This window comes from Photobacterium rosenbergii, assembly GCF_033022775.1.
Taxonomy (GTDB): Bacteria; Pseudomonadota; Gammaproteobacteria; order Enterobacterales; family Vibrionaceae; genus Photobacterium; species Photobacterium rosenbergii_A.
Map to the genome: position 1 here is coordinate 384,686 of NZ_JAWJZI010000001.1, position 12,545 is coordinate 397,230.

A 12,545-nucleotide genomic window follows, 5' to 3' on the forward strand; every position below is an offset into this window, starting at 1 on the left:
ATTTAAGAAAAAAAGCCCCTAACGTCAAAGTTTGTATGCTTATTCAAGGCGTTTAGTGTAGAATCCTGCCCCCGGAATTTCTAACGAAGGTATCGAGGCGACATGCAATTACTCGAAGCAAAACTACATAAAATTGACCGTCATAATTACCGCAGCTACTCCAGCTTGCGCGGTGAATACCATTTCGTTGACTTCGATTTCTTCATTGATATCACTCAATCAGACCCATTTGCGCCAGCATCGCGTGTGCGCGCTCGTCGCAAGTGGTCATTGACCGATCTTGAATGGCTAAAAGAGCAGTCTCCTGACTATCAACGTGCAGCTCGTGACTTCATTGCCCGCCAGTTCGCTGAGCTGGCCCAGCAAATCAACGAGATTCAAATCGACCGTCCGGGCCAAGCGGTATTGGATCGTACCGCTGTTGTATTTGATGATGATGCGCTAGAGCTTCGCTTCCGTGTGAACCTTCCATCAGACGGTCGCACCATTATTGCCAAGAAAACAGCAAACCTGCTGACATTCACCATGCCAAAGATCATCCGTCGCGCTACGATTGCACGTGAGCTGCCGATGGACGAACTAAAACGCCACTGTGAAACAGTTGAAGATCAGGTTGCTCTTCGTAAGCAATTGGCTGATAAAGGCTTAATGGCCTTTGTTGCTGATGACAGCGTGCTGCCTCGTCTAGCAGGTAACAGTGATCAACCTATGGCTGATGCTATCCCATTTGTCAGCCCAGAGAGCCTAGCCGTAGAGCTTGAAGCACCTCACCGAGGTAAAATCCGTGGTATGGGTGTGCCTAAGGGCATCACCATGATTGTGGGTGGTGGCTTCCACGGTAAGTCAACCTTGTTGAACGCTATCGAAAACTCCGTCTATGACCACATTCCAGGTGATGGCCGTGAGTACATCGTTAGTGATGAATCAGCATCAAAAATCCGTGCTGAAGACGGACGCTGCGTGCATAACGTAGACCTGACCCCATACATCAGCAACCTGCCTATGGGTAAAGACACCAGCATGTTCTCTACCCAGAATGCATCAGGCTCGACTTCCCAGGCTTCATGGCTTCAAGAGTCCATCGAAGCGGGTTCAAATGCCTTGCTGATCGATGAAGATACTTCGGCATCTAACTTCATGATCCGCGATGAGCGTATGCAGGCACTGATCGCTAAAAATGATGAGCCAATTACGCCACTTGTTGACCGTATTTCGCTGCTGCGTGATCAGCTAAATGTTTCTGTACTGTTGGTTATGGGCGGCTCTGGTGACTATCTGGATGTTGCTGACACTGTGATTCAAATGCATAACTACCAGGCTCTTGATGTTACAGAAAAAGCCAAGGAAGTTGTTGCTTCGCACCCTACTCGACGTCAGCTTGAAGGCAGCACGGAAATCACACGTCCTCGCACCCGCAAACTTAACCGTGCAGGTCTAAAAGCGCAGCTTGAAGATGGTAAGTTCCGAATTCAAGTTAAAGATAAAACATCTATGCGTTTTGGTCGTGAGTATATCGATCTACAAGCCTTGGAGCAGGTTGCAGATTCAAGCCAGCTGCACGCTATTGGCTGGTTGTGGTTCCAAATTGCCCAAGGCAAAGGCTGGGAAAAAGCACCAAGCAAAGCATTCAGTCAAATGCTGGCAAGTGATGAGTGGTTCCGTACCATGCCAAACTACGGTGATATTGCCAAACCTCGGGTTATTGAAGTAATGGCGGTGCTCAACCGTATGCGAAAAGCTGAATTCAAATAAACCGCAGACACCAGACAGATATAAGCAAGCCCGCCGCACCAAAGTGCTGCGGGCTTTTTTATCGGCTCATTCTCTAAAGCAGCATGACACTGGCTAGAACCGGCGCTGGAATTGGTTCATCAATCTTTCCAAGCCTTCAAGGCGCGCTACCAACATACGGGTGCTGTCAACGGATATATCGCTGGTATGCGAAGTCTCATCTGCTAGCTGGTTAATTTTCTGTATATGCTCTGCAATGTCGGCACTCACACTGGCTTGCTGTTCGACAGCCGCCGCAATTTGATGGCTACTGTCTGTCACCGTATCCAGAACGAGGTTGATTTCTTTGAGCTGTTCACCCATTAACAGCGCTTGCTGGCGACAATGCTCAGACTGCTCCCCACCTCTCCCTACGGCGGCAACAGCTTGTCCTGCAATATCCTGGAGCTGGGATATCATTTTGTGAATTTCGCCTGTCGATGACTGGGTTTTCTGCGCCAGAGAACGCACTTCATCGGCCACTACCGCAAATCCTCTGCCCGCTTCACCAGCCCGTGCGGCTTCAATAGCGGCATTGAGAGCAAGCAGGTTGGTTTGATCAGCAATCGTACCTATTACGTCCAATATGCCTTCAATCTGACGGCTACTCTCTGACAGCGCAGTGATCACCCGCTTCGACTCTTCTAGCTCTTTGTGCAGCGTACTTACCGAGGCAATTGTCTCTTCCACCCTTACCTGGCCATTGCACGCCACGTCTTGCGCTTTTACCGTCATAACCGAAGCATTGGAGGCGTTCTCCGCCACTTCTTTTACCGTGGCCGACATTTGGTCGATGGCCACCCCCACCTGTTCGGTGGCTAAGGCTTGTTGCTGCAAGTTGGTTTTCACTTGCTGCGTATTGGCGAATTCATCTTCCGCTGACAACAAGATATCAGCCGAGGTTTCGCATGCCCGCCCTACGATGGCACGAAGTTCAGCTTGCCGCATTCTCAGTGCCAACTCGATACTGGAGTAATCATCAAACTTGCCGGTGTATATTTTCTCCATCATGGGATTTTCGTAGGCCGCTTGGGCTAATGCGGTAATTTTAGCTAGCCGCTTTTGCGCCAGCACATTGGCCACGAGGCCAAAAGATAACACTACAGTTAGTGCTACCGAAAAACTCGAAGCAGTAGAAATGGCATCGTAAGCCATCATCAGGGAGGTAAACGCCAAGATCGCATTGAGCAGTAGGCCATGACGGAATCTAAAGCGGCTTTTGCCAGGCTTCCCTGCATTCAGTGCTTGATAAGCCGATTCAGCGCGTTTGATCTCTTCTTTGCTGGGCTTGCTGCGTACCGATTGGTATTCAACAACTTTCCCTTCGCTGTTTACTATCGGTGTTACAAATGCAGACACCCAATAATAATTGCCGTCTTTACACTTGTTCTTCACCAGCCCCATCCAACTTTTTCCAGCCTTTACGTACTGCCAAAGTTGCGAAAAAGCCGCTTTAGGCATTTCAGGATGCCTGACCATGTTATGGGGGTGACCAATAAGCTCTGCAGAGCTATAGCCAGCTACGTCGCAGAATGTGCCGTTAGCATAGGTAATCGTACTGTCTGGGCTCGTCGTTGAGATCAAGTTCAAAGAGGCTGAATACTCGACTTCCCTTCCCTGATGTGAAGTATTCGCTGGATGTGTATTTTTCTCTGTCATTATTGTAACTTATTATTGTTATTTCGGTTCAGAAGATGCCGTAGCGAGCAAATTATCGCTCTTTATAACACCGCATTGTGACATTTATTCCAAACTATCAAATTGATTTATATTAAATAACAATAATCCCATCACAAATCCGCATGAATTGTCCGGCCACGGCCATGGTCCAGTGAGCAGGCCGGGATCAATCAAACGAATACGATATGCACGCCAAGCTATTTCAGCGCCGTCAATTTAGCCTTAAGCGCCGGCAGAGCCTCCATCATCGCTTGGTAACCTACATTCATCGCCGCGGTTCGCTCTGCGGAGCCACCGAAATTCACCAAGCTTGGATCCGGCGATACGGGTGCCAGCACAATATCCGCACTATCAATCTCGTCCTGAGCAGCAATACAACTTTGAACCCAGAAGGTATTTGCCATCGTATCGATGGCACTATACTCCAACGGTGGAGGCAAGCTGCAGAACACATCAACCGCAATAACAATATCCGCTCCCAACTGACGGGCGGCATAGACAGGTACCAATGAAAGTACCCCCCCGTCAACCAAAATATCGCCATGGTGATACACAGGGACAAACACCCCAGGCACACTGGATGATGTCTGCACCGCCCAGCCAATGTCCCCTCCGGTGAACATGACGGCTTTTTGCTGGGTTAGATTAGTGGCCACAATCCCCGTAGTCACTGGTAAGTCTCCTATATCCTCATAACCAGCATGCTTATCTATCCATTTCGCCAACGCCTTGCCTTTTATCAGACCGGCTCCAGACAGGTTGATATCGACAATCTCGTGTTCGGAAAATGCAAACATTTTACGCTCTATATCAGGGTACTCATTACTGCTGTAGAGTGCCGCCGCAATGGAGCCCACGGAGGTGCCGGTGACGATATCGGCGTCAATACCCGCTTCGTAGAGCGCCTTCATCACACCAAGATGCATCATGCCGCGTGAAGCACCGCCGCCGAATGCAATTGCCAACTTAGGCTTGTCACCCTGCTCTGCCTCAGCCCACTTTTCAGCGGACTGAACCGATGCGGCTGGCACCATGTCGATATCTTCGGCAGTCAGCTCGTTGTATTGATTGACGGTGGAGCAGCCATATAACCCGACAAGTAGCAGCGGTACCGTCAGCCGAAGCGCCATTTTCTTCCATGCAAAGACACTACTCATCGTCAACTCCGATTGCTATCAACTCTTGGCTATCCTGCCTCTTGGCATACTGCGCAATGATCGGGAATTGCGGGTGTTCGATACGCTTCGCCCAGATATGCTCAGGAATATGGCTGAACGTCCCTTCATAACTGGGCTCAATTTCTAGTACCAGTTTGGCGATATGATCAAGTTCCAGTGACTCGGCATAGGCTGGCAGTGAAATCACTGTTGCTGTTGAGCGCGCCAAAGGCTGGAGCTCCTCAAACCGATCGCCCAATAATTCAGGTGTTAGCAGATGTGGAGCCTGTCTGTCGCCAAGGCTGTAGTGACGCTGAAGCACCATGTACTTGTTTGGGATCGATTCTTGCGAATCCCACCATTTACCATCGACTGCAGCCAGGACTTCTTTCGATTGTGACTTAGTAACAATACCCAACTCTTCCAGGGTAGCGTTCAACCATAAGCTAACGTTCTGGTTGTATTCCACTTCGCTCAGCATCTTATGCGTCTGGATCAGCTGAAGTGCAATCTTTGCCCCCAGCATATTAGAGTAAAGATCTTCAAGTGAATAGGCCGAGATCGTTTCCGGCCAACCAGAAAAACTAGCGTAGCCGTGCCACTGGGCAATTTCGTGGGATTCTGCCTTAAAGTAAGCAAGTCTAGCCGCGAGGTGTGCGGCAACAGACCACTTTTGCTCTTCGGTGAGCTGCGACGCATCGAACGCCTTCATTTCGATATATCTCGGGCCAAGCTCGGCAGGCAATTCTATGCGATGAACTTTACCCAAGTTGGCCAATATTTCAAAAAACAGCCCCATGGTGTCATCAGCGGTATCACGGACATGGGCCAGATCGATAAAACCGCCTTTTGCCGTATACAAGATACCGTTGTTTTCACTGCCGCCATGATCTAAAACCGATGAAGACGAAGGAGTGTAATGATAAATTCCGCTGGCAAACTTGTGCGGACCAATATCCTCAATCCCGACGACATTGTTCAGCCGGAAAAAGGGCACCGGGACCGGACCCAGCTTGACTTTCTGCATATCGCCAAACGCACAGCATGGACGTACGTTCTGCGGCACGGTCACTTGCGGAAACCTGGATTCATCTAGGTGCCACTGCTGTGAAGAAGCTTGGCCGTCGGCCAGCATCTCTGCCACCGCATTCGAGCTCGGTACGGCATGGGTTTGCCAAGTACTAGACGAACAGCCAGCTAATAGTGAAAATAGAGCGACAGCGTAAAAAGGTCGAAAAAATGAACGGCTCATAGTTGTTTAGAATGCTTCGTTGATTGCAAAGTAAAAACCGCTTTGATCATTACCAAAGCCCATGTCCAAGCGCAGATTGACACGTTGTTTAATTTCAAAGCGATAGCCTACGCCCACCGAGTAAAGCCAGTCCTCTTCACCCAGCAGATCAAATTCCTCTGCCAGCGTCCCCGCCCCAAACCAGTACACCATACCATGGCGGCCGCCCAAAGGCTGGCGGTACTCCACTTGGGAGATAAGCATGTTCTTATCTCGGTACTGGCCTTGCTCGTAACCGCGTAACGCATCGGCCCCACCCAGCAGCGCCATCTGATCCCAGCGAACATCGCCAAAATTAGACTCTGCGCGCACCTGCCAGGCAAGCACGCCGGGAATAACGGACATTGAATGATAGTCGCTGTAGTTCAGCGTCACGCGCTCAAAATCACTGTCTGCGCCTAAGGCAGTATTGAAATTAAAATACGCGAGCTCTATCAGCCTGCCTTTGGAGGCATTGAGCGCAAAGTCCCGTGAGTCGTATGTCGCGCTGAGCATCGCGCCGACATTGCGCTGGGTACCGGGAAACTTAGCAATATCTTCACCAATCCAAGGCGCGTCAGTTTGCTCTTGCTCGGGGTTGAGCGCTTCGTTGTGGGAAAACGCCAAGCCCATTCCAAGATACGTAAAAGGCAGTACCCGTACCATACCGGTGATCGAAGCGGCATAAGTACGGCGCTCATAGTCCACCCGCTCGTTATGTTTACCAGCCTCGACTCCGATACCATGGAAAACATCGGGTGAATCGGTCATCTCGGCATCAAGGAATAGGCGGTACCTGTCATTTGCCAGGTAGTTCGCATTGTGTATCGATACCCCATAAGCGCCGTTTATCGAACCAAAACCGTTGATAGTTATTGAACTCGGCTGCGAGACCGCGTCATTGATATCCGGTTTATAAAGCCCAACCGCCGAGACCCCCATCCCCAATTTTTTTTCTGGAGTGTAGAAAGGACCAGGCATCACACTCCAGTCGATGCCTTTCTCGGGGTTAAACTGACCATCTGCGCCCAACTCCATTAAAAAATTATCGAGCCAGCGCTGGTAACGCTGATAGGCAGTCAGCTCATGCTTCTCCGTTACCGGATCGACCGGCTCAGCGAGAGTTGCACCTGACATGCACAGGCAAACAACAGGAAGTATTTTTTTCATTGTTATCGTGGCCTAAAATCGGCGGCCCAGCGCAAAAAAGAGGGTTTCACGCTGGCCAAACCCCGCTTCCATCAAGATGTCCCAATCGCGGTTGAAGGCATATTGGAATCCCACCACACCGTTCCAATTCTCGTCTGCGCTCTGGCTGACCTCAAACCCCGCATCGGGACTGAGCTTATCGACCAAACCCAAGACTTCCGGAGGCAGGTTTAAGCTTGATAGGTCGCCGGACAGCTCTTGCTGAACATTCTGGTACATGGCACCAACAAATACGCGCAGCTCACGACCGCCATCGTATTCCCAGCGGTGGCCGACACGAGGCGCAGCGACAAAAGTTTTGATGTTGCCGTCAATCGCCGCAATACTGGTGTAGGTGTAGTTCATATCAACAAGCGCAAACCAGTTCCCTACCCCTCCAGCCAGCGTGGTCCCGACGCCATAAGTACCACCGTCCATGTCCAACTCGAACATAGCATTGTCCGGAAGTTCATCACCGGCAGCATCAAGCAATAAACACAGCGCTTTGTTTCCAAGACCTGGCACTGAAGAGGCATCACAGCTCAGAGAGTTTATCTTGGCCTTACTGGTACCCTGGGTATAGCCAATGATGCCGTAGACATTCATGAACGGGAAAACCCAGACATCCCCGCGCAGGGTAATATTCGACCCTCTAAAGTCCGCATGGTTGGCATCAATATCCAGCGCTTCGAGTACCGGGTGACCGGTCAGATCAATACTATTGACCGTAATGGGATTGCTCATATCCATGTATGAGATCGAAAAGCCATAAGGCTTGGGAAGTGTGTAGCCTAGCTTTTCTGCTTCCTCGCCCCAAATTGGGAAAAAAGATTGTTGTGCAAAAGTGAACGGAGCAAAAAGCGCGGCTAAAGACAGTAAAATCTTTATTTTCAAAATGATATCTCTGCAAGTAAATAAAGTCCTATCCCTAGACTGTTTGCCGAGAATTGTTGCAATTGATCGTTTAACCCAGCCTGAACCAGCCATGAACATGTGATATTTATCACAAAAACTCACCCTCCTTGCAGCTGGAATACAAAAAAACCCGCAGCAACGTGCGGGTTTTTATGATCTATGATTTGCTCAATTACTTGAAGCGGTAGAACACAGTCGCCAACGGAGGAAGATCGATTGAGATAGACTGTGCAAGCCCGTGGCTCGCTACTTGTTCTGTCGCGATAGATGTCTTCACTGGCGCACTACCACCCCAGTACTTCTCATCATCGGTATTCAGTAGCAGCTCGTACTCCCCTTCGGCAGGAACACCCAGCAAATAATCTTCACGTGGGACAGGCGTAAAGTTGCTGACAACAAGCACTTTGTCACCATTGAGCGCAATACGCTCATGGGCCAAGATACTGTTAGCAGCATCGTCCTGAACACGCCACTCAAAGCCGGCTGGATCGCAGTCTTGTTCATACATTGCAGGCTCTGAGGTGTATAGGGCATTCAAGTCTTTAACCAATGACTGCATACCGCTATGGCGTGGGTATTGCAACCAATGCCACTCTAGTTGACCATCGTGATTCCACTCAGCGCTCTGGGCAATTTCTGCACCCATAAAGTTAAGCTTCTTACCCGGCTGGCCATACATGTAACCCATGTAAGCACGTAGGTTGGCGGTTTTCTGCCACTCATCACCCGGCATCTTATCCAGCATTGAACCTTTACCGTAAACGACTTCGTCATGAGACAAAGACAATACGTAGTTTTCGCTAAATGCGTACACCATAGGGAAGGTAATGGTGTTGTGGTGGTAACTACGGTGGATCGGCTCTTCTTTAATATAAGAAAGGCTATCGTGCATCCAACCCATGTTCCACTTAAAGCCAAAGCCCAAACCACCCATATCCGTTGGCTTGGTCACACCCGGGAAGGCCGTCGACTCTTCAGCGATGGTCATTGCATTCGGGTAGTGACGGTACACTTCTTCATTCACCCAACGTAGCAAACTGACAGCATCAAAGTTTACGTTGCCGCCTTCATGGTTCGGGATCCACTGATCGTGCTCACGGGAATAATCCAAGTACAGCATTGACGCTACCGCATCAACTCGCAGACCATCAATGTGGTAGTGCTCAAACCAGAACAGAGCATTTGACACTAGGAAGCGGCGAACATGGTCACGGCCGTAGTCATAGATGTAGCTCTGCCAGTCCTGGTGCCAACCACGGCGTGGGTCCGGATCATTGAACAGTGCCGTGCCGTCGAAATTCGCCAAACCATGGTCGTCCGACGGGAAGTGGGCAGGTACCCAGTCCAAAACGACACCGATGTTTGCCTGGTGACACTGGTCGACAAAATACTTGAAGTCGTCCGGTGAGCCAAAGCGGCTTGTTGGCGCAAACAGGCCAATTGGCTGATAGCCCCACGAACCATAGAACGGGTGCTCAGAAACCGGCATTAGCTCTACATGGGTGTACCCCATATCGCTCAGGTAAGGAATTAGCTCATCGGCAAGCTCACGGTAGTTCAGGAACTCGCCCTGCTCGTTCCTGCGCCAAGAGCCTGCATGCAACTCATAGAACGACAACGCCTGCTGGTGCTTGGCGGTTACCGGACGGGTTTGCCATGCACCGTCTTGCCAATCATATTTTGCCTGATCGAATACTTTAGAGGCAAAAGACGGGTGTTGTTCCGACTGATAACCCCATGGATCAGCTTTGTGAGGTAGCCCCTCGCCTGCACTGTCTTTAAGCTCAAACTTGTATAGGGTGCCTTCCTCTAGGTCAGGAATGAAAAGCCCCCATAGGCCATCATCAAGACGTTGCATTGGGTGACGACGGCCATCCCACGCATTAAAGTGGCCAACGACACTTACTGCTGAGGCATTTGGTGCAAAGACAAGAAAACGTACACCGGAAATAGAAGAGTTGCCTCGATTCAAAGTGACAAGCTGGGCACCCATTTCACTGTGCATTTGTGATGGGTCTGTAAGTGCTTCACCGGATTGAATCAGATTGTGGAATTGGTAAGGGTCGCAAATCGTTTGTTCGCCTTGCGGCCAGTTAACGACAAGTTGATATAGTGCAGTGGTAAAATCGAAATCACCCTCAAGCACAAAACCGCTATCAGCTTCGCGAGAGAGGGTAAAACGTTCACCGTTTTCAGTTATTGCTTCAATAGAATCAGCACCTGGCATGTACACACGAAGTGCAATGTCAGTCGACTGGTATTGAGGGCCTAAAAATGAAAATGGGTCTGAAAATGCAGCTCTCTCGAGCTGCATGTATTCCTTATCACTGCGGGTCACTGTAGATGTGTCCAACGCATTACTCCTGATATTACTTATTGTTTGATGCTTCTGCTCGTGTTTCGGTTAAACGACGAGTCAGGTCAACAATATTCTGACGGGTGAAGATATCATCCAATGTGGTCGATAGCTTACGACGCCAGTTCGGGTATTCGTCAACGGTACCCGGAATGTTGACCGGCTTGTCCATTTCTAGCCAGTCTTCCAGCTGTAGGCTCAACAAAGCACTAGAGCCGGCAGCTAGGTGGAGTTGCATGGCTTCGCTCAAGTGCTGATCCATCGGCACATATGCAGCATCATGCCCAACCCCTTCAGGAAGATAACCATGCCAAGCTAAACTATCAAGGATTTTTTGTTTGCTTTCGGCACGACTATCGAACAAACCTGCCAATTGTTCCTTGTTCGGGTACAAGCCAAGCTCTTCACCCATCTTAAGGTCATCGCAATGCCAGAAGCCACGCAACGTCGGCATATCGTGCGTACACAGTGCAGACATTGACTGATCAGCATAATGTTTTGGTGAGTAGAAACCACCATCTTCAGCTGTTTCGAAGAAGAACACTTTGTATGAGTGAATACCGGCTGTCGCAAGCTTATCAACGATTTCATCAGGTACTGTACCCAAGTCTTCACCGATAACCGTACACTGGTAACGATGACTCTCAAGCGCCAGAATCGACATCATGTCTTCAACTGGGTAGTACATGTAAGCACCGTTTTGCGCTGATTCACCTTTAGGGATCCACCATAGACGCAGCAGGCCAAGAACGTGGTCGATACGCAATGCACCACAGCTACGCATATTAGCGCGAAGAAGCTGGATAAACGGCTCGTATGAACGCTCTTTAAGCACTTCAGGGTTTAGCGGTGGCAGACCCCAGTTCTGGCCTAGTGGACCAAGGATATCTGGCGGCGCGCCCACACTGACATCCTGACACAGTGCCCCGTGATCAGCCCAAGTCTCTGAGCCCGAATCACAAACACCGACGGCAAGGTCACGGTACAGACCAATGGTCATACCCTTCTCTTCAGCCAGCTCATTCACTTCTGCCAACTGGGTATCAGCCAGCCATTGCAGGTACATGAATAGCTGTACTTGTGAGTAGTTTTTCTTGATAAACGTCTGTACGGCTGCATTATCGAAGTGGCGGTACTGCTCAGGGAACACAGGCCAGCCCCAAGTGTTATCGTCTTCTTTCTTCAGCTCAGCATGTAGCGCATCGAATGCCGCTTGGTGAAGCAAGCTCTCACCACCGTCTTCAACAAACTGCAGAAACTTCTGTGCACGCGCCGTATTATTCTCAAGATGGCGCTCGCTGAACGTTTTGAACAACAGAGGCAGAACAGCCATTTTCAGACAAGACACTTCGCTATAGTTTACCCAGTTCGCATTACGCGCTTCATTCAGGCGTTGCTGGAACTCAGGACTACCGACAAGCTGCTGGGCTTCATCACACTGGGCAAACTCAGTCACTGAGCTCACATCAATGTACATTAGGTTCAGCCAACGACGTGAAGATGGGCTGTATGGGCTCGCACCTTCCGGGTTAGCTGGGAATAAGGAGTGGATTGGGTTCAAACCCACAAAGTCACCACCACGGGCAGCAACATCAGCAACCAATTGCTTCAGATCGCCGAAGTCACCAATACCCCAGTTGTGATTAGTACGAATTGAATACAGCTGAACGCTGGTACCCCATAGTTTCTTGTTATTCAGCAGATCTTCTTGCTTGTAACAAGACGTTGGCGTAACGATCAAAGTCATTTCGAAAGGAGATTTACGGCGTTTACGGAACACCTCAAGCTTGTGATAACCCCACTCCAGATCATCCGGCAATGCGAAAACCAAGGTACCACCGTCTGCACGCTCGTCAGAAACAAGCTGAGACTGTAGCCAGCCTTCCAGCACATCACCCTGCTCTGTTTCCAAGCGCCAGCTGAAGTCGCTGATACGTGCGCTTTGGCCCAAATGCATTTCAATGTGCATCGGCTCACCACTGCGAACCACCTTCACCGGTGCTAGCACATCAGGGCGTAGCTTCTTGTTTGCCGATTCCAGCAAAGCTTCATCACTTTTGGTGTCGTAACCTAGCGCTGCCAACAGGCGACGGATTGTATCGCTGTCAACTTGCGCCTCATCCCCCCAAGCACTGACATAGTTATCGGCAATGCCGACCATGTCTGCCACTTGTTTTAATACTTGATCGTCTTTCATCGTTCTCTCCGT

8 protein-coding genes are annotated in these 12,545 nt (G+C 49.9%); 1 reads left to right on the forward strand and 7 read right to left on the reverse strand.

The window, feature by feature from the left end:
* Positions 1-102 precede the first annotated feature (102 nt).
* The gene (locus R2X38_RS01835; RefSeq protein ID WP_317520313.1) at positions 103-1,752 is read left to right on the forward strand and encodes an ABC-ATPase domain-containing protein; all 1,650 of its coding nucleotides are present in this window, start codon (positions 103-105) and stop codon (positions 1,750-1,752) included.
* 93 nt (positions 1,753-1,845) lie between these two features.
* On the opposite strand, the gene R2X38_RS01840 is transcribed toward R2X38_RS01835, so the two are convergent.
* The 7 genes from R2X38_RS01840 to malQ all read right to left on the reverse strand — a co-directional run bounded on the left by R2X38_RS01840 (position 1,846) and on the right by malQ (position 12,533).
* Positions 1,846-3,429 (reverse strand): PAS domain-containing methyl-accepting chemotaxis protein, encoded by a 1,584-nt coding sequence (locus tag R2X38_RS01840; protein ID WP_317520314.1) that lies wholly within the window; start codon positions 3,427-3,429, stop codon positions 1,846-1,848.
* Positions 3,430-3,647: 218 nt separating this feature from the next.
* Positions 3,648-4,607, reverse strand: a complete 960-nt coding sequence (locus R2X38_RS01845) for a patatin-like phospholipase family protein (RefSeq protein WP_317520315.1) — start codon at positions 4,605-4,607, stop codon at positions 3,648-3,650.
* The gene (locus R2X38_RS01850; protein ID WP_317520316.1) at positions 4,600-5,859 is read right to left on the reverse strand and encodes a DUF4056 domain-containing protein; all 1,260 of its coding nucleotides are present in this window, start codon (positions 5,857-5,859) and stop codon (positions 4,600-4,602) included. The genes R2X38_RS01845 and R2X38_RS01850 overlap by 8 nt, the downstream gene beginning before the upstream one ends.
* A 6-nt stretch (positions 5,860-5,865) precedes the next feature.
* Positions 5,866-7,047, reverse strand: coding sequence for a BamA/TamA family outer membrane protein (locus R2X38_RS01855; RefSeq protein WP_317520318.1), 1,182 nt, complete (start codon positions 7,045-7,047; stop codon positions 5,866-5,868).
* A gap of 12 nt (positions 7,048-7,059) precedes the next feature.
* A complete protein-coding gene (locus R2X38_RS01860) occupies positions 7,060-7,959 on the reverse strand; it encodes a hypothetical protein (protein ID WP_317520320.1) in 900 nt (299 codons plus the stop codon).
* Positions 7,960-8,152: 193 nt separating this feature from the next.
* The gene (gene glgB, locus R2X38_RS01865; RefSeq protein ID WP_317520895.1) at positions 8,153-10,294 is read right to left on the reverse strand and encodes a 1,4-alpha-glucan branching protein GlgB; all 2,142 of its coding nucleotides are present in this window, start codon (positions 10,292-10,294) and stop codon (positions 8,153-8,155) included.
* A gap of 55 nt (positions 10,295-10,349) precedes the next feature.
* A complete protein-coding gene (malQ, locus tag R2X38_RS01870) occupies positions 10,350-12,533 on the reverse strand; it encodes a 4-alpha-glucanotransferase (protein WP_317520322.1) in 2,184 nt (727 codons plus the stop codon).
* Positions 12,534-12,545 lie beyond the last annotated feature (12 nt).

What these genes read in the sequence shown, in the direction of transcription:
- R2X38_RS01835 (WP_317520313.1), top strand. Translation starts at nt 103, where the DNA reads ATGCAATTACTCGAAGCAAAACTACATAAAATTGACCGTCATAATTAC.
- R2X38_RS01840 (WP_317520314.1), bottom strand. Translation starts at nt 3,429, where the DNA reads ATGACAGAGAAAAATACACATCCAGCGAATACTTCACATCAGGGAAGG.
- R2X38_RS01845 (WP_317520315.1), bottom strand. Translation starts at nt 4,607, where the DNA reads ATGAGTAGTGTCTTTGCATGGAAGAAAATGGCGCTTCGGCTGACGGTA.
- R2X38_RS01850 (WP_317520316.1), bottom strand. Translation starts at nt 5,859, where the DNA reads ATGAGCCGTTCATTTTTTCGACCTTTTTACGCTGTCGCTCTATTTTCA.
- R2X38_RS01855 (WP_317520318.1), bottom strand. Translation starts at nt 7,047, where the DNA reads ATGAAAAAAATACTTCCTGTTGTTTGCCTGTGCATGTCAGGTGCAACT.
- glgB (WP_317520895.1), bottom strand. Translation starts at nt 10,294, where the DNA reads ATGCAGCTCGAGAGAGCTGCATTTTCAGACCCATTTTCATTTTTAGGC.
- malQ (WP_317520322.1), bottom strand. Translation starts at nt 12,533, where the DNA reads ATGAAAGACGATCAAGTATTAAAACAAGTGGCAGACATGGTCGGCATT.